This window comes from Halorientalis sp. IM1011, from assembly GCF_001989615.1.
GTDB lineage: Archaea > Halobacteriota > Halobacteria > Halobacteriales > Haloarculaceae > Halorientalis.
Genome location: NZ_CP019067.1, coordinates 828,861 through 844,412, shown reverse-complemented (window position 1 = coordinate 844,412; position 15,552 = coordinate 828,861). Strand labels below are relative to the sequence as shown.

Genomic DNA, 15,552 nt, shown 5'->3' with positions numbered 1-15,552 from the left:
GTATTTAAGGATTCAGACGAACAGGCCGACCGCGTGGATCGCTGCGAGGTAGGTCGCGGTCGCGACCAGCAGCGCCCAGCCGACGCGGTAGCCGACCAGCGCGCGGTCCAGGCCGTGGGCCAGCCCCGTCGCGAGCGTCGTCAGGATCGCCGCGAGGACGAGCGCGTACGCGCCGACGGCCAGTCCGAGACCGGCGGTTCCGATCCCCGAGGCCATCTCTGTCGCCTCCGTGACCCCCGCAGCTCCTATCGAAATCGATCCGCCCGGGTCCATGCTGGCGGTCAGCGCGACGGTCGCACCGGCGACCAGCGGGCCGAACAGCGCGGCGGTGTTGGCCAGCGTCCCGGTCACGGTCCCGATCTCGTGGCGCGCGTCGCGTTCCACGGCCGCGAGTTCCTCGACGTTGTCGGCCATCGCGACGATGGCCCCGCCGGCCGGCCGACCCTCGCTCGCAGCCATTGCCAGGAGCGTGGCGGTACTCCGCGCCCGGGCGCTCGGAACCGTCGCGAGCGCGCCGTGGTCGCCGAGGAACGCCTCGCGGACGCCGACCTTGAGCCGGCGCTGTCGCTTGGCGGCCTCCTGCAGAACTTCGCCGGTCGCGCCACCTACCTCGTCCGCCGCGGTCGCGATGGCGTGCTCGACAGCCTCGCCTTCTTCCACCCGCCGCCCGATCTGGTAGAGGGCGTCGGCCAGTCCGTCCTCGACGGCCCGGACGTGATCGCGGACGGCCGTGATCGGTCGGTAGTAGACCACGAGCGCCCCACCGCTGGCGAACCCGACGGCCGCGAGCGGCCCCGTCCACGGCGCGACGAGTCTGGTCGCGAGGAGCCATCCTGCTCCGCCGGCGACGGCCCCGGCGGCCGGTGCCGGCCACCGACGACTCGGCACGTCGGGGTGATCGCGTCCGACCGACGGCGGCGGGAACGTGACGGGACGGCGGATCAGTAGCCAGACGCTCGCGGCCACGAGGACGGCCGGCAGGGCGAGGTCGTACAGCGCGACGACGGCCGCGAGCGGGACCGAGGCACCCGTCGTCCGAACGGCAGGTAACATCGCGACCAGCGCGAGCGGGAGCAAGACGCCGAAGGCGTACAGCCCCGTCGCCGGCCCCTGCAGACTCGCGGCGAACTCGGCCATCCGGTCGCGGGTCCCGTCCAGGACGGCCGCCATCCCGCGGTCGAGGGCGCGTTTACGCTCCCCGGCGGGAGCCGTCCCGGCGGACTCGACGAGCAGGAGCGAGCGACGTAAGTCGGGGAACCACTCGTCCCACTCATCGGTGAACGAGGGAAAGCCCGACCCTGCGCTCCCGGCGGCACGGCGCACGTGCTCGCCGAGGCTGTCGGCCAGCGGTCCCTGTCCCGTCTCGGCCGCGAAGGCTGCGGCCGTCTCCGTCGCCGGCGTCACGCGCATCCGGAGGACGGCCCGGCTCACCAGCGCCGGCGCTTCCCCCAGCGCCCGTGTCCGCCGGGCCGTCGCGAGCGCGTGGGGCGCGCTGTGAACCGTGTGGACGACGGCCAGGGCACCCGCCGCCCCACACCCGAGGACGAGCGGTGTCGTCCCTGCGGGTGCGACGAGACCGGCGAGAACCACCACAGGGACACACAGCAACGCCGCGCCGTAGCCCGCCCGGACGACGGTTTCGGGTGACAGGTCGGATCCGATGAACCCGAGCGCCCGGTCCAGGTCGGCGCTCCCCTCGGCCGGCCACGGATAGCACCGCGCGAGCAGCCGGACGGCCCGCTCGACGGCCGGATTCATACTGTCCGCTCCGCCCGTCGCCGGGCGTGGGCTCGACGGACCTTCTCGGGATCGGTGCGATCGCCGTCGGCGAGGTCGGCCAGCCAGTCCGTCCGGTCGTGGAGGCGATCCCTGACGGCAGCGTAGCTCTCGCCGGAGCGAGCCAGTCCGTCGAGCAGGCGGCTGTTCCCACGTTCGATCCGCCCGGTCGAGGTCAGGTCGCCGTCGTCGAGTTCGAACAGTGGCTCGAAGCCGACGGCGTCGGCGGTGACGACCTCCTCGATCCGTTTGACCCGGCGAGCGCGACCGCTCGGCGATTCGTAGGGTTCGAGCGTCACCAGCAGGTCGGTCGCGCCGAAAGAGGATTCCGGCACGCCGAGGTCGGTGACGACGCGCTCGCGAACCGCCGCGCCGCCGTCGCCGTGGATCGTCCCCAGCACCGCGCTCCCGCTCGCACCGACCCGCATCGCCTCGTAGAGGACCCCCGCTTCCTCGCCGCGGACCTCACCGAGGACCAGCGCGCCCTCTCCGAGTCTGAGCGCGGTCCGGAGCGCTTCGGCCGGCGTGAGCTCCCCGCCGTCCCCGTCGCCGGTCCGGAGCGACTGCACGTCCCGGCCGGCGTCCTGTAACTGCCCGACCGGCAACTCCGGCGAGTCCTCGATGACGACGGTTCGGGTCTCGGCGGGCAGTTCCCACAGGAGGGCCCCGAGCAGAGTGGTCTTCCCGGCACCGCGGGTCCCCGCCAGCAGCGTCGCGGCGTCGCGTTCGACCGCCAGCGAGAGGAGCGCGGCGGCCTCTACGGGGAGCGTGCCGTTCGCGACCAGCGCCGGGAGCGTCCACGCCTCCCGCTCGTGCGCGCGGAAGGCGAAGGCGACCCCCTCGCTGACCGGTTCGGTGACGCCGGCGACCCGGACGCGCCGGCCGGCGACCGTCGCCGTCGCGTCGAGCGCCGGACTGGCCCGGGAGAAGGCCCGGCCGCTCTCCCGGCGGAATCGCGACGCCAGCGCCTCGATGCCACCCTCGGTGAGCCGGACGTTCGTCGTCAGCGTCTCGCCGTCGACACGGACACGGATCCGATTGTCCGCCGCCGGCGCGGTCACGAACACGTCCGAGACGCGCTCGTCGGCGAATAGGTCCGCGATCACGCCGTATCCGGTCGTGTGCTTTTTCAGGACCCGCTCGAGGACGCCGACCGTCGCGTCGAACTCGTCATCATTGTCGACGACGCGTCGGACCGCCCGGCCCGGTGCCCGCTCGCCCCCGCTCACCGCACCGCTGGCGAGCCGGTCGTAGGCAGCGACCAGTCGCTCGGTGGCCGCCCCGCCGAACCCGTACTCGACCGGTTCGAGGTGGTAGGTCCGGCGCTCGTGATCCGGTTCGTCGTAGATCCGCACGACTGCACCCGTCTCCAGTTCCCGGCGAGACGCGAATCTGGCCGTCGCGGGCGGCTTGAGTCGCACTCGCGACCGGCCGATGGTCGGCCCCACCGCGGGTGCGAGCAGGTCGTCGTAGCCGTCGGCCCGTGCGGCCACCTCGGCCAGCCCCGTTTCGGCCGCCAGTCTCGCCACCGGTCCCGCTCGTCCCGTGGCGGCCCGGGCGGCACCGAGCGGGTCACGGTGTGCCCGGTCGGCGATGCCCTCGTCGTGGAACGCGGCCGCGTCGGCGAACCGGCCGGCGGCCACGAGCGCGGCCGCGGCCGTCCCCTCGTAGGCCCGTTCGGTCCCCACGGCCCGCGTACAGATGGCGTCGGCGTCTCGCTCCCGGAGCGCGTCGACGACCGTCTCACGGCAGGCCGGTTCGGTCGCGAGCCGTCCCTCGCCAGGACAGTTGTCGGCGTCGACCATCAGCCGGTCGCCGTCGAACGACGGCTCACACCCACAGTCCGTCTCATCGTCGTCGCTGCGGACGCGACTGAGTACTCCCATGGCCGTCGCTCGTCCCGTTTCCGGACTTAAACCTCCGGGAGCAGGCGGACGCCGATCAGCCGCCGCCCGTCGCGTTCGATACGCGTCAGTGCGACCCGGTGTTTGCCCGGCGACTCCAGAACCAGCGGCTCGTCGCGGACGCGGCCGTCCCGGTAGTGAACGACGTGGACGCCGGGCAGTCGACGCGCCGTGACCGCACCGCCGTCTACTCGCCACGCGAGGTCGACGGCGAACTCTCCGTACTGTTCCGTCTGGCCCGGCACACCGCCGAGCGCGAGCGTGGATTCACCGGCGTTCGTCCGGGAGCGGGCCGGGATTTCGACCGTGACGATCCGACGCGCGCCGGCGTTCGATCCGACGGCGCTCTCGCGGTTGCGGAGGTCCGCGATGGCCGTTCGGAGTCGGTCGGCCTCTGCTGTGAGCGCCGCCTCGCTTCGCTCCCGGGCAGCGATCTCTATTCCCGGCACACTGGCTGCCACCAGCGCCGACGCGAGGACGATTGCCACGACCACCCGGAGCATCACAGCGCGTCGCGCAGCCCCGAGAGGAACCCGTCCTCGTCGTCGCTCTTCCCCGAACCGGCAGCGGGACCGCGCCCGTCCCGCGACCGGGGCCGTGTCCGTCTGTTCTCGTCGGCGTGGCGATGTCCGCCGCTGTCACGCCCGCCGGCCCCGTTACGTGATGATCGCCGACCTCGCTCGGGTTCGTCTCTGCCGGTGATCCGTCGCGCGATGTCCCCTGGCGATTCGGTCCGGTCGGTGGCCCTCCCGTCGGCTCGATCCGTGCTCTCCGACTGCTCGGGGGAGTGTCGACCCTCACGGTCCGTGCCGCGGCGCTCCAGTTCCTCGACCTTGGCGAGTGCGGCGTCGGCACGGCGCTCCACGTCCTGGTTGACGGTCCGGACGTTGCCGACGTACCCGCGCACTGCCTGGACGCTGGCGGCCAGGTCCGTCACCTCCGATTCGAGGGCGTCGATCCGGTCGCGCAGTTCGTCGAGTTCCCGCGCCTGCTCGGCGGCCTCGGTTATTTCCGTCAGCTCCGCGTCCCCGTCGGCGAGCGCCCGTTCGACCGCTTCGAGCCGTGCCTCCACGTCGTCTCCGTCCATGATCGCCGCTGCTCCCGTTCCGGTACTTGAACGCTCGGATCTCCGGACCGGGCCAGTCCGTTCACTGACACCCCCATCTTTGATTAGTCGGCCTCGTGTCTATGGCGATATGAAAGTCGTCCTGATTGGTGTCGGGCAAGCAGGAGGGAAGATCGCGCAGGCGCTCGCGGAGTTCGACTACGACCGCGGGTTCGAGGCGGTACAGGGAGCCTTCGCGGTCAATACGGCCCGCGCGGATCTCCAGAATCTCGACATCGACACGATGCTGGTCGGACAGGACCGGGTGAAAGGACACGGCGTCGGCGGCGACAACGAACTCGGGGCCGAAATCATGCAGGCCGAGGCCACCGAGGTCATGGACGAACTCGACGGCCGCGTCACCAGCAAGGCCGACGCCATCTTCGTCGTCGCCGGCCTCGGCGGCGGCACCGGCAGCGGCGGCGCACCCATGCTCACCCGCGAACTCAAGCGCGTCTACACCATGCCGGTGTACGGCCTCGGCGTCCTGCCCGGCCGCGACGAGGGCGCCATCTACCAGGCCAACGCCGGTCGCTCGCTCAAGACCTTCACCAGAGAAGCCGACTCCGTGCTCGTCATCGACAACGACGCCTGGAAGACCTCCGGCGAGAGCGTCGAAGAAGGATTCGCGGCGATCAACGACCGCATCGCCGAACGGGTCGGCCTGTTGCTCGCCGCGGGCGAGATGGTCGAGGGCGTCGGCGAGTCGGTCGTCGACTCCAGCGAGATCATCAACACGCTCGCGAGCGGTGGCATCGCCTCGCTCGGCTACGCCTCCGCGAAGGCCGACGAGGACGCCGGCGAGAACATCAACGCCATCACCTCCACTGCCCGGAAAGCCCTCCTCACCGGCACCTCCCTCCCCCAGGCCGTCGAGGCCGACAAAGCCCTCCTCGTGATCGCCGGCCACCCCGACCGCATCGCCCGCAAAGGCGTCGAACGCGCCCGCAAGTGGCTCGAAGAGGAGACCGGCAGCCTCGAAGTCCGGGGCGGGGACTTCCCCCTCTCCAGCGAACGCATCGCCGCGCTCGTCCTGCTCGGCGGCGTCGAACGCTCACAGCGCGTCCAGGAGTTCATGGACCGCGCTCGCGAGGCCAGCAAACAGCAGGAAGAATCCACCGAGAGCGCGAAAGACGCCTTCCAGAACGACGAACTCGACGACCTGATGTAGGCGGTCGCGGCCATCCTTCGAAACAACTAATCAGCGCCCCCGAGAACCACGAAACATGGCCGACGAGGAATCCGAAGACGAGGAACCCGCCGTCGAACTCGGCGACGGCGAGTCCGTCGAGGGCGTGCCGCTGGCACAGGTGTCCGCGCGACTGATGTGGGGCGCGAAGAAGAGCTACGTCCAGCAACGCGAGGGCGACACGACGATCCGGACGCCCGACGGCCCCCGTGACCTCGCCGACGTACTCGCCGACGTCGACGAGACCTACTTCCAGCGCCGTCAGGAGTTCGAGGAAGCCGTCCGCGACGTGATCGGCACCGGTCCCGTCCAGACCGCGGAGTGACGGCACGCCCATCTGGACCACGTCGTGTCACCCCGTTCGCACGACCGAGGTAGCTTTTTCCGCCGCCGCCGACTGGTTTCGGACGATGACGCTTCCGATAGACCCCAGTCTGATCGAGTCCGACGACATCGGCGAGAAACGCGCGACCCTGGAGATGGACCACGAGGACGCCATCGAACACACGCGTGAGACGTTCTCCGAGGCCGGCTTCGGCGTCGCCGTCGAGTTCTCCGTCTCGGACCTGCTCGCCGAGAAGATCGGTTCGGATCGGGACCCATACTACGTCCTCGGTGCCTGCAACCCCGAGGTCGCCGACCGCGCGCTCGACGAGTGCATCGAACTCGGCGGGCTGATGCCCTGTAACGTGATCGTCCGCGAGGTCGAACCCGGCCGGCAGGAGGTCTATCACCTCTCGATCATGCGCGTCGCCCGCTTGCTCGGACTGGCCGAGGACGACGAGGCGTGGGACGACATCGTCGCGACGACGGGCGAACTCGTCGACGAGGCCTTCGAGAACCTCTAGAACTCCTCGCGCTCACTTCCGGTGGATTCGACACCACCGTCCTCCCGCTCGGCTTCGAGATCGTCGATCCGGGCCTCCAGTTCCTCGATGCTCTCGTCGCGTCGGAGATAGAGATACGCACCAGTGACCAGCACCAGCGGGAGGCCGAACACGAGGATAGCGACCAGGAGGATGACGAACAGTTCCGGCGCGCCAGGAACGCCGGGGACGACGAGCGGCGAGACGACCGCACCGGAGGGCGACGATATCATGTGCGCCGGTACTCCCGGTGAGTGCTTCACTGTGTCGACGCGCGATCAGTCGCCGTCGTCCGCCGTGTCCTCGCCGGCTTCGACCTGTGCCTCCAGCCGCTCGACTTTTCGCTCCAGCAGGGCGACCCGCTTTTGAATCTCCTCGGACTCGGGGTGATCCATGAACCCGAGCGCGATTCGGACACCCAGTGCGACGAGACCCAGCAGGAACACGGCGTAGAACAGGAGCACAGCGAGCGCCACGAACAGTTCCGGTAACCCGGGGACGGGGAGGGCCATGTGGAACCGTCACTCTCGCCGACAAAAACCGCACCGATCCCGCCTCAAAAGTCCGTGATCTGTGCCTGCAGGCCCGAGACCATCTCGGATTTCCGGCGCAACTGGGCCAGCGAGATCGGGAAGTGGGGTGCGAGTTCGGTGAGCGCGTCCCGGAAGCTCTCGGCCTCGCCCACTTCCTGCTCGAAGGCGTGGCGGATCCCCTCGCGGATCTGCCAGACGCCGACGGGAGCCCAATACTCGGGAGAGGCGTGTCGAACCACGAGAACCTTGGCCTGCCGGCCGCGCTCCTTCAAGTGTTCCAGCACTGCGAGCCGGGTGGCGTAGTACGCGCCGGAGGTCTCGTCGACGTAGGCGGTGCGGCCCTCGTATCCCTCGCTGTCGGCGGCCATGTACATGCCCGCGTCGGGGTCGGGGTTCCAGATGCTCCCCGGGGCTTTCAGCTCCACGAGTTCGAACTCCCACTGGCCGGGTGTCATGATGACCCAGTAGGTGTTGCCCATGTACTCGTTGACCCGGACCTCCGTCTTGTCGATGGAGTTCGCGTTGCGAATCGTTCCCCGGAGGTACTGGCCCACGGTGTCGTCGACGGCGGTGATCGACCAGCGGGTGGGGACCAGCCGGCGGTTCGCCCCCTGGCCCAGCGCGCCCGCCGAGAGGATCTTGTTGATCTCGTAGACGTCGAACCCGCGGCGGTAGAGGTAGGTCATCGCGCCGTCGGCCCGCCAGTCGTCGTCTTCCAGCGTCTTCTCGACTTCGAGGGGGACGGAGGGGTTCTCCGCGAGTTCGGCGTCACGGGCGCGGGCGCGCGGTCCGCGGGGTGCACCGATGTCGTCGAGATCCACGTCCAGATCGGGCTGGCCGTCGAGACCGATCTCCACGTCGACGGGTTCGTCCGCGATGGCCACCTCGCGCTGGACGCCGACGAAGCCGTCCCACACGTCCTCGACGTTGACCTTCGCCGCTCGCGTCGAGTTCAGGAGGCCGGTCCGGCGCTGGAACACGTCGTCGATGGAGTAGCCCTGCTGGTACCACTCGCCGCTGGTCACGTAGTCGGTCGGGTCGGTCTCGGGGCCAGCCACGGGCGAGAGCAGGCCCGTCGACACGTCCGGGTAGTTCGACCGGCCGACGAAAATCGACGGGGCCGTCGACCCGAAGAGGGAGTCACCCTGGACGGTCTCGTCGAGCTCCCGCTCCACGTCGTCCAGATACTCGGTGATGGCGTAGGACTTCTCCTCGGCCAGCCGTCGCAGGTCGGCCGCCTCGTCGCGCTGGAAGTCCTCGATGAACTCGTCGAGGCGCATCTACCCGTCCTTGGTGACTCCGGGCTATGAATCTGTCCCGTCCGCGCCTTCGCAGACGAGAACCTAACTGTGGATGCCCATCGCTTCGATCTGTTCCTGATAGCGGTTCCGGATGGTGACCTCGGTGACCTGGGCGACGTCGGCGACCTCGCGCTGGGTCTTCTTCTCGTTACAGAGCAGGGAGGCGGCGTAGATGGCGGCGGCCGCGTAGCCGGTCGGGGACTTGCCCGAGAGCAGGCCCTTCTCGGCGGTTGTCTCGATGATCTCGTTGGCCTTCGACTGGACCTCCTCGCTGAGATCGAGTTCGGAGCAAAATCGGGGGACGTACTTCTTGGGGTCGACCGGTTCCATCTCCAGTCCGAGTTCCTGGCTGATGTAGCGATAGGTACGGCCGATCTCCTTGCGTTCGACGCGTGATACCTCGGAAATCTCTTCGAGACTGCGCGGGATCCCCTCCTTCCGACAGGCCGCATAGAGAGCGCTCGTGGCGACGCCCTCGATGGAGCGCCCCCGGATGAGGTCCTCGCTCAGGGCTCGCCGATAGATGACCGAGGCGACCTCCCGAACCGAGCGGGGCACACCGAGTGCGGAGGCCATGCGGTCGATCTCCGAGAGCGCGAACTGGAGGTTGCGCTCGCCGGCGTCTTTCGTCCGGATGCGCTCCTGCCACTTGCGCAGGCGGTGCATCTGGCTGCGCTTCTTCGAGGAGATGGAGCGCCCGTAGGCGTCCTTGTCCTTCCAGTCGATGGTGGTCGTCAGCCCCTTGTCGTGCATCGTCTTCGTCGTCGGGGCACCGACCCTCGATTTCTCCTGTCGTTCCTGATGGTTGAACGCCCGCCACTCCGGCCCGGGATCGATATTCTCGTCCTCGACGACCAGGCCACAGTCGTCACAGATCAACTCCCCACGGTCGGCATCTTTGACCAGATTGTCCGACTCACACTCCGGACAGGCACGCACCCCCTCTTCATCCGTGGATTCAGTTTCGGTCTCGGCCTCGCGCTCGCGCTCCCGCTGACGGGTGGACCGTGTCATCGCACTTTTATAGTAGTACGACGTGGCAGCTTAAATCCTTGGACAAATACTTTATGGTTCGTGTTGCGTGCGTCAGACGTTCGCTCCGAACCGCTACGGATTGATTTCGGCGGTCTCGTGGCGGAGGAATCGCCGGCCGCGGTCGGTCGCGACCACAAACGGTAAACCCGGTCACCGGCGAGTGAGGGCCAATGCCGGTCATCGAGTGCGACGTGGCCGAGGCCCGCGAGCGGTTGGCCGACGCCGGTGTCGACGTGCAGGAGGGGAACACGGACCACGAACGGTGGCGGGCCACGCACGGCGGTGCGACGGCGGTCGCCTACGACGACAAGGTCGTCGTGCAGGGCGACTCGCCGGAAGCCATCGAAGCGTTGCTCCGTGACGGCGGCGGCCGTGCACACGTTTACTTCGACGGGGCGTGCCGCGGCAATCCCGGCCCGGCGGCCGTCGGCTGGGTGGTCGTCACCGGCGACGGCATCGCCACGGAGGGCGGCGAACGGATCGGCCGAGCCACGAACAATCAGGCCGAGTACGAGGCGTTGACGAAGGCCCTGGAGGTGGCCGGCGATTTCGGCTTCGAGACGGTGGAGATTCGGGGCGACTCCGAGTTGATCGTCAAACAGGTCCGCGGGGAGTACGACGCAAACGACCCCGAGTTGCGCGAACACCGCGTGACGGTCAGGGAGCTGCTCGCCGGGTTCGACGACTGGTCGCTGACCCACGTACCGCGGGAGATAAACGAGCGCGCCGACGAACTGGCGAACGAGGCACTGGACGATGACTGACGAGACACCCGATCCCGAGGCGGTACCGGTGGCCGGACCGGGCGCTGTGGCCAGTGACGAAGGTACCGACGAGTCCGCCGAGGTTCCACAGGACGTGATCGACGACGTGGAGCGGCTGACACGGCTGGCCAGGGACGCCGTCGACGAACAGGAGGCGGCGGCCTACCGAAAGCGCCGGGCGTCGTTGCTCGACGAGTACGACTTCACTGCTCGCGTCCGCGAGGACGACACTCACGAGACGCTGGTGCTCCACCCCGAGGAGTGGCTGGAGGACGGGGTGGTCCAGATGGACGCGATCGAGGACGTCGACCGGGGAATCGAGCGACCGCTGGGCGGACCCGGTGACGGTGCGGAGTGGGACGCAATCGCCGAACGCAACCGTGAGATCGCCGAGGCAGTCGGTGCGGAACACGGCGCGGTCCACGGCGAGAACGCCGCGGCGCTGGCGGAGTTCATGAACAACCACTACGCCAAGCCCATCGACTCGGCGACCGACGACGAAATAGAAGAGTTCGTGGCCGAATACTTCCCGCGGAACGCGTGGCCGAGCGAGAAACAGCGAGACCGGCTAGACCGTTCGGTCGCGCTTACGCTCGAGATTGCCGACTCGTTCTAGCGCTGTTCGTCGACGAGCGCTTCCAGTTCGTCGGCCCGACTCTCGTCGGTGACGAACCGACCGAACATCCAGGAGAGCTGATCGAGCAACACGTCGTGACCGGCCTCGGTCAGCGCGTACTGGTTGGTTCGCTTGTCGAGTTCACTCTTCTCGACCAGGCCCATCTCGACGAGGTCGTCGAGGTTGGGGTAGAGCCGCCCGTGGTTGACTTCCGAGTCGTAGTAGGCCTCGAGTTCCCGCTTGATCGCGAGCCCGTACCGGGGCTCCTCACTCAGAATGACGAGAATGTTACGCTGAAACGCTGTGAGTTCGCGCGCGACCTCCAGGTCAGCCTCTACAGTTTGTGACTCTGACATACTTAACTAAATGTCACCACGCCATTTAACCCTTGTTAACTAGAACGGAGTTCCTGCCGATTCGACGCCAGTGTCGCGTGATTTCTCCTTGCAGGTTCGTCTCGAAATGAATATTGTTGTACGCCGCTGGGGGGTTTCAGCCATTCTCATGTCTGATTTTTTATTCACATGGAATACACGCCAGTGGTGGCGTCGTAGCCACCGCCAGCCCTCGGTTCGCGGACGGGGGCTAGCGGGCCACGATACGGGACCGGATGCTCGTCTCGTGCTCGGTACGGATTACGAAAGTACTTTTTGGCCCGCTGTCGCACGGGCAGGTGATGACGAACCTCTGGGAAGACCTCGAAACTGGGCCGAACCCGCCCGAAGAGATCTACGCGGTCGTCGAGTGTCTCAAAGGCGAGCGCAACAAGTACGAGTACGACAAGGACGTCCCCGGCGTCGTGCTGGACCGGGTGCTCCACAGCAACGTCCACTACCCCTCGGACTACGGGTTCATCCCGCAGTCCTACTACGACGACGAGGACCCCTTCGACGTGCTCGTCCTCGTCGAGGACCAGACGTTCCCCGGCTGTGTCATCGAGGCCCGCCCGGTCGCGCTGATGAAGATGGACGACGACGGTGAACAGGACGACAAGGTCATCGCCGTCCCCACCGAGGACCCGCGCTTCGATCACATCCAGAACCTCTCGGACATCCCCCAGCAACAACTCGACGAGATCGACGAGTTCTTCGCGACCTACAAGAACTTAGAGGAGGGCAAGGAAGTCGAGACGCAGGGCTGGGAGGACAAGCAGGCCGCGATGGACGCCATCGAACACGCGATGGACCTCTACGAAGAGAACTTCTAACCCGGCTCCCCCGCGTTTTTTCGGCCGTCACCCGTCGACGAGCCGCGAGGCTGCGGGTCCTCGCGCTCCGTCGCGTCCGTCCCGGCGACGTCCCGTCCCTCCTCGAAGAGCGTGCCCGGAACCTGTCTCAGTATCCACAGCGTCGGCAGCGGGTCCCGGAGCGAGACGAACGTGTGGTCCGCCCGGAGGAAATCCGCGAGGAACGGCCCCAGCGCCCGGTAGTTGCGGTCGGCGAGCTGGTGACCGAGCCACTCGAGATCCTGTCGGGTCCGGCGCTGGATCACGTCGGTCCGGTAGTCGCCGTCGTGGAAGACCGTCTCGCCGCGGAGCTGGCGGTAGTGCAGCCACGGGAAGTCGACGCCGCAGTTGATGGCGAACGGCAGCGACCCCCAGTAGCGCCCGTTGACCTCGATGAGGACGTACTCGCCGTCCGGGCGCTGCATGAACTCGACCTGTGCCGGGCCGGTCCAGTCGATAGCCGCGATCACACGCTCGGCGTAGCGGGCCATTCGGTCGTCGTCGACGACGCTGAGCAGGGCGGAACTCCCGCCCGACGGCGGGACCGTCCGGAGTCGTCGCTCCTGGAAGTGTGCCCGTACGTCGCCCTCGTCGGCCAGCACCACCGTCGTCGTCGTCTCGCCGGGGACGTACGTCTGGACGATCGGCGGCCAGTCCCGGAGGTCTGGCTCGTCGGCCAGCACCGACCGGTAGGTCTCGACCAGTTCGTCCGGCGACGAGGCGTAGCTGCTGTCGTCGACGAGATACGTCGAACACTGCCCGCTGTCGTCCCAGCGGGTCTTGCTCCGGGGTTTGACGACTACGGGATAGGACAGGTCGGGAGCGATCGCTTCGACGTCCTCGACGGTCTCGGGGGCGCGGGTGTCGGGGGTCGGTACGTCCACGTCGGCAAGGCCGTCGAACAGGCGAGCCTTGTCGAACACCGCCGCGAAAGTGTCCCAGTCCTCGACGGCCGGGCGAGTCCCGGTGTCCACGATCTCGCGCTCGTGTTTCGAGAGTAGCGCGGTCATCCAGTCGGTCGGACCGAACACGTAGTCGTGGTCGGCGGTCTCGAGGTACGAGAGCAGGTGATCGAGGAAGCGCTGCGCCCCCGCTCCCGGTTCCGGATGGACGTACCGACCGTCGCTGAACCGCGAGAGCATCCCGAGCGTCGGCTCCTCGGAACCGCCCGCCACGATCGTCACCCCGCGGCGGCCCAGCGACCGGACGATCGCCAGCCCGCTCTGTTGCTGCGTGGTCAACACGAGGGCGCTGCCAGTGGCCATACCCACTCCGCCACGGCGACGGGGATTAGTATTGGTCCGTTGTTCCCGCGTCGTCGAGGTAGAACGGGACGGCTCGGCGACAGAACGCCAGTACGACGGTTTTACGGCTGACCTGTCATCGGTGTGGTCCCCGCGGAACCGGCCGACGACACGCCGCTGCCTACTCGGCCACCGAAAGCCCAGGGTATCGGCCCACGTCCCGCAACCTACCCGAGCTTTCGGCAAAGGAATCCGGGACCACTCTCTGCCACCCAGCAGCCACGACGCCGCCAGCCCACCTGCGGGGCAGTGATGTCCGCCGCCGATCCGTCGTCGGTCCGCACCGCCGATACCTCACAGTTATTCGCTCTCCGGCCCGCATGTATTATGATTATGGGTAATTATTAGAGGGCGGGGACCGTATCTCGGGACGTGATGGCGACTGAACCACAACCCGTCGGCGTGTCCCACGTGACGGTGGTCCCGGAGAACTTCGAGTCCCGCGAGGAGCGGTCGGTCGACGAGGAGACAGATCGGTAGTACGGACATGTTTTGCCGGTGTCCCGTACGGGCGTCGGTATTCCACCGCGAAAAGAAGCTTCTTGTGCCCGGTCCCGGTAACGACCGGTATGGGTCTGTTCGATCGGCTTCGTGGCGACGACGGTCCCCGTGTTGCCTTCTTCGGCATCGACGGGGTTCCGTACAGCATGCTTTCGGAGCATTTCGACGAGTTCGAGAACCTCGCGGCGCTGGCCGACGAGGGGAGTGCGGGGGCTATCGACAGCATCGTCCCGCCGGAATCGAGCGCCTGTTGGCCGTCGTTGACGACCGGCGTCAACCCCGGTGAGACCGGCGTCTACGGCTTCCAGGATCGGGAAGTGGGGTCCTACGACACGTACGTCCCGATGGGGCGGGACGTACAGGCGACCCGGATCTGGGATCGCGTCCAGGACGCCGACCGGCAGGCGACGGTGATGAACGTTCCCGTCACGTTCCCGCCACAGCGTGACGTCCAGCGGATGGTCTCGGGCTTTCTCTCACCCGGTATCGACAAGGCGGCCTACCCCGACGACCTCCGGGAGTATCTGGAAGACATCGACTACCGCATCGACGTCAACGCCAAACTCGGCCACGACGACGACAAGTCCGAGTTCATCGAGGACGCCCACGAGACCATCGACCGCAACCACGAGGCGTTCAAAAACTACATCGAACAGGACGACTGGGACCTGTTTTTCGGCGTCTACATGACGACCGACCGGGTTAACCACTTCCTGTTCGAGGACTACGAGAAAGACGGCGAGTACAAGGAGGAGTTCCTCGAGTTCTACCGCAAGGTCGACCAGTACCTGGGCGAGATGCGCGAGCTGCTCCCCGACGACGTGACGATGGTCGTCGCCTCCGACCACGGGTTCACCACGCTGAACTACGAGGTCCACTGCAACGAGTGGCTCGCCGAGAACGGCTGGCTCAGCTACGAGGACGACGACCACGACGAACTCGGTGACATCGCCGAGGAAACGAAGGCCTACTCGCTCATCCCCGGCCGCTTCTACATCAACCTCGAAGACCGCGAACCGCGCGGGAGCGTCCCCGAAGCGGAGTACGAGGCGGTCCGTGACGAACTCCAGGCCGAACTCGAGGCACTGGAGGGTCCGGACGGCAACGAGGTCGCCGACCGCGTCGTCACCAAGGAGGACGCCTTCCGTGGCGACCACGCCGACATCGCCCCCGACCTCGTGGTCGTCCCGAACCACGGCTTCGATCTGAAATCCGGGTTCAAGGGCGACGACGACGTGTTCGGGAAGGGGCCCCGCAACGGCATGCACAGCTTCGACAACGCCTGCCTGTTCGTCGACGACCCCGACGCGCGCATCGAGGACGCCGACCTGCTGGACATCGCGCCGACGCTGATGGACCTGCTGGACCTCGACTACGACCGGACGGCCTTCGACGGCTCGACGCTGCTGTCCTGAGTCGTCGACCGCGTTCGG

General features: G+C 67.7%; 17 protein-coding genes. 7 read left to right on the top strand and 10 right to left on the bottom strand.

What is annotated here, in order from left to right; all coding sequences use genetic code 11:
• Nucleotides 1-12: 12 nt before the first annotated feature.
• Genes BV210_RS04300 through BV210_RS04285 form a run of 4 tightly spaced genes read right to left on the bottom strand, consistent with a single transcriptional unit; the run spans nt 13 to nt 4,767 of the window.
• A complete protein-coding gene (locus BV210_RS04300; protein WP_077205451.1) occupies nt 13-1,758 on the bottom strand; it encodes a hypothetical protein in 1,746 nt (581 codons plus the stop codon).
• Nucleotides 1,755-3,662 (bottom strand): ATPase, T2SS/T4P/T4SS family, encoded by a 1,908-nt coding sequence (locus BV210_RS04295; RefSeq protein WP_077205450.1) that lies wholly within the window; start codon nt 3,660-3,662, stop codon nt 1,755-1,757. The genes BV210_RS04300 and BV210_RS04295 overlap by 4 nt, the downstream gene beginning before the upstream one ends.
• Nucleotides 3,663-3,688: 26 nt before the next feature.
• A complete protein-coding gene (locus tag BV210_RS04290) occupies nt 3,689-4,183 on the bottom strand; it encodes a hypothetical protein (protein WP_077205449.1) in 495 nt (164 codons plus the stop codon).
• Nucleotides 4,183-4,767: a hypothetical protein gene (locus BV210_RS04285; protein ID WP_077205448.1), complete on the bottom strand. Its 585-nt coding sequence runs from the start codon at nt 4,765-4,767 to the stop codon at nt 4,183-4,185. Before BV210_RS04285 ends, BV210_RS04290 begins: the two co-directional genes overlap by 1 nt.
• A gap of 109 nt (nt 4,768-4,876) precedes the next feature.
• On the opposite strand from BV210_RS04285, the gene BV210_RS04280 reads away from it, so the two are divergent.
• The 3 genes from BV210_RS04280 to BV210_RS04270 all read left to right on the top strand — a co-directional run bounded on the left by BV210_RS04280 (nt 4,877) and on the right by BV210_RS04270 (nt 6,822).
• On the top strand, nt 4,877-5,956 hold the full coding sequence (locus BV210_RS04280) for a tubulin/FtsZ family protein (protein ID WP_077205447.1): 1,080 nt from the start codon (nt 4,877-4,879) through the stop codon (nt 5,954-5,956).
• A 55-nt stretch (nt 5,957-6,011) separates the two neighbouring features.
• Complete coding sequence (locus BV210_RS04275) at nt 6,012-6,299, top strand: DUF5789 family protein (RefSeq protein WP_077205446.1); 288 nt, start codon at nt 6,012-6,014, stop codon at nt 6,297-6,299.
• Nucleotides 6,300-6,384: 85 nt separating this feature from the next.
• Nucleotides 6,385-6,822, top strand: a complete 438-nt coding sequence (locus tag BV210_RS04270) for a DUF302 domain-containing protein (protein ID WP_077205445.1) — start codon at nt 6,385-6,387, stop codon at nt 6,820-6,822.
• Here BV210_RS04270 and BV210_RS04265 read toward each other — a convergent pair.
• From BV210_RS04265 to BV210_RS04250, 4 genes are all read right to left on the bottom strand, one after another.
• Nucleotides 6,819-7,073: a hypothetical protein gene (locus BV210_RS04265; protein ID WP_077205444.1), complete on the bottom strand. Its 255-nt coding sequence runs from the start codon at nt 7,071-7,073 to the stop codon at nt 6,819-6,821. The genes BV210_RS04270 and BV210_RS04265 overlap by 4 nt on opposite strands.
• A 45-nt stretch (nt 7,074-7,118) precedes the next feature.
• On the bottom strand, nt 7,119-7,352 hold the full coding sequence (locus BV210_RS04260) for a hypothetical protein (protein WP_077205443.1): 234 nt from the start codon (nt 7,350-7,352) through the stop codon (nt 7,119-7,121).
• Between the two features lie 44 nt (nt 7,353-7,396).
• Nucleotides 7,397-8,653, bottom strand: coding sequence for a DNA repair protein NreA (gene nreA, locus BV210_RS04255; RefSeq protein WP_077205442.1), 1,257 nt, complete (start codon nt 8,651-8,653; stop codon nt 7,397-7,399).
• A gap of 63 nt (nt 8,654-8,716) precedes the next feature.
• Nucleotides 8,717-9,688 carry a transcription initiation factor IIB family protein gene (locus BV210_RS04250; protein WP_077205441.1) on the bottom strand — a complete coding sequence of 324 codons (972 nt, stop codon included), beginning with the start codon at nt 9,686-9,688 and terminating at the stop codon, nt 8,717-8,719.
• 191 nt (nt 9,689-9,879) lie between these two features.
• On the opposite strand from BV210_RS04250, the gene rnhA reads away from it, so the two are divergent.
• On the top strand, nt 9,880-10,473 hold the full coding sequence (gene rnhA, locus BV210_RS04245) for a ribonuclease HI (RefSeq protein WP_077205440.1): 594 nt from the start codon (nt 9,880-9,882) through the stop codon (nt 10,471-10,473).
• A complete protein-coding gene (locus BV210_RS04240) occupies nt 10,466-11,089 on the top strand; it encodes a rnhA operon protein (protein ID WP_077205439.1) in 624 nt (207 codons plus the stop codon). The genes rnhA and BV210_RS04240 overlap by 8 nt, the downstream gene beginning before the upstream one ends.
• Here BV210_RS04240 and BV210_RS04235 read toward each other — a convergent pair.
• Nucleotides 11,086-11,445: a PadR family transcriptional regulator gene (locus BV210_RS04235; protein WP_077205438.1), complete on the bottom strand. Its 360-nt coding sequence runs from the start codon at nt 11,443-11,445 to the stop codon at nt 11,086-11,088. The two genes, BV210_RS04240 and BV210_RS04235, sit on opposite strands and share 4 nt — an antisense overlap.
• A gap of 320 nt (nt 11,446-11,765) precedes the next feature.
• On the opposite strand from BV210_RS04235, the gene BV210_RS04230 reads away from it, so the two are divergent.
• On the top strand, nt 11,766-12,296 hold the full coding sequence (locus tag BV210_RS04230; RefSeq protein WP_077205437.1) for an inorganic diphosphatase: 531 nt from the start codon (nt 11,766-11,768) through the stop codon (nt 12,294-12,296).
• On the opposite strand, the gene BV210_RS04225 is transcribed toward BV210_RS04230, so the two are convergent.
• On the bottom strand, nt 12,293-13,579 hold the full coding sequence (locus tag BV210_RS04225; protein ID WP_077205436.1) for an ATP-grasp domain-containing protein: 1,287 nt from the start codon (nt 13,577-13,579) through the stop codon (nt 12,293-12,295). The two genes, BV210_RS04230 and BV210_RS04225, sit on opposite strands and share 4 nt — an antisense overlap.
• 608 nt (nt 13,580-14,187) lie before the next feature.
• Between BV210_RS04225 and BV210_RS04220 the strand changes: the two genes are divergently transcribed.
• On the top strand, nt 14,188-15,534 hold the full coding sequence (locus BV210_RS04220) for an alkaline phosphatase family protein (RefSeq protein ID WP_077205435.1): 1,347 nt from the start codon (nt 14,188-14,190) through the stop codon (nt 15,532-15,534).
• Nucleotides 15,535-15,552: the final 18 nt, after the last annotated feature.

What these genes read in the sequence shown, in the direction of transcription:
- BV210_RS04280 (WP_077205447.1), top strand. Translation starts at nt 4,877, where the DNA reads ATGAAAGTCGTCCTGATTGGTGTCGGGCAAGCAGGAGGGAAGATCGCG.
- BV210_RS04225 (WP_077205436.1), bottom strand. Translation starts at nt 13,579, where the DNA reads ATGGCCACTGGCAGCGCCCTCGTGTTGACCACGCAGCAACAGAGCGGG.
- BV210_RS04300 (WP_077205451.1), bottom strand. Translation starts at nt 1,758, where the DNA reads ATGAATCCGGCCGTCGAGCGGGCCGTCCGGCTGCTCGCGCGGTGCTAT.
- BV210_RS04235 (WP_077205438.1), bottom strand. Translation starts at nt 11,445, where the DNA reads ATGTCAGAGTCACAAACTGTAGAGGCTGACCTGGAGGTCGCGCGCGAA.
- BV210_RS04275 (WP_077205446.1), top strand. Translation starts at nt 6,012, where the DNA reads ATGGCCGACGAGGAATCCGAAGACGAGGAACCCGCCGTCGAACTCGGC.
- BV210_RS04290 (WP_077205449.1), bottom strand. Translation starts at nt 4,183, where the DNA reads ATGCTCCGGGTGGTCGTGGCAATCGTCCTCGCGTCGGCGCTGGTGGCA.
- nreA (WP_077205442.1), bottom strand. Translation starts at nt 8,653, where the DNA reads ATGCGCCTCGACGAGTTCATCGAGGACTTCCAGCGCGACGAGGCGGCC.
- BV210_RS04260 (WP_077205443.1), bottom strand. Translation starts at nt 7,352, where the DNA reads ATGGCCCTCCCCGTCCCCGGGTTACCGGAACTGTTCGTGGCGCTCGCT.
- BV210_RS04265 (WP_077205444.1), bottom strand. Translation starts at nt 7,073, where the DNA reads ATGATATCGTCGCCCTCCGGTGCGGTCGTCTCGCCGCTCGTCGTCCCC.
- rnhA (WP_077205440.1), top strand. Translation starts at nt 9,880, where the DNA reads ATGCCGGTCATCGAGTGCGACGTGGCCGAGGCCCGCGAGCGGTTGGCC.
- BV210_RS04230 (WP_077205437.1), top strand. Translation starts at nt 11,766, where the DNA reads ATGACGAACCTCTGGGAAGACCTCGAAACTGGGCCGAACCCGCCCGAA.
- BV210_RS04220 (WP_077205435.1), top strand. Translation starts at nt 14,188, where the DNA reads ATGGGTCTGTTCGATCGGCTTCGTGGCGACGACGGTCCCCGTGTTGCC.
- BV210_RS04250 (WP_077205441.1), bottom strand. Translation starts at nt 9,688, where the DNA reads ATGACACGGTCCACCCGTCAGCGGGAGCGCGAGCGCGAGGCCGAGACC.
- BV210_RS04240 (WP_077205439.1), top strand. Translation starts at nt 10,466, where the DNA reads ATGACTGACGAGACACCCGATCCCGAGGCGGTACCGGTGGCCGGACCG.
- BV210_RS04295 (WP_077205450.1), bottom strand. Translation starts at nt 3,662, where the DNA reads ATGGGAGTACTCAGTCGCGTCCGCAGCGACGACGATGAGACGGACTGT.
- BV210_RS04285 (WP_077205448.1), bottom strand. Translation starts at nt 4,767, where the DNA reads ATGGACGGAGACGACGTGGAGGCACGGCTCGAAGCGGTCGAACGGGCG.
- BV210_RS04270 (WP_077205445.1), top strand. Translation starts at nt 6,385, where the DNA reads ATGACGCTTCCGATAGACCCCAGTCTGATCGAGTCCGACGACATCGGC.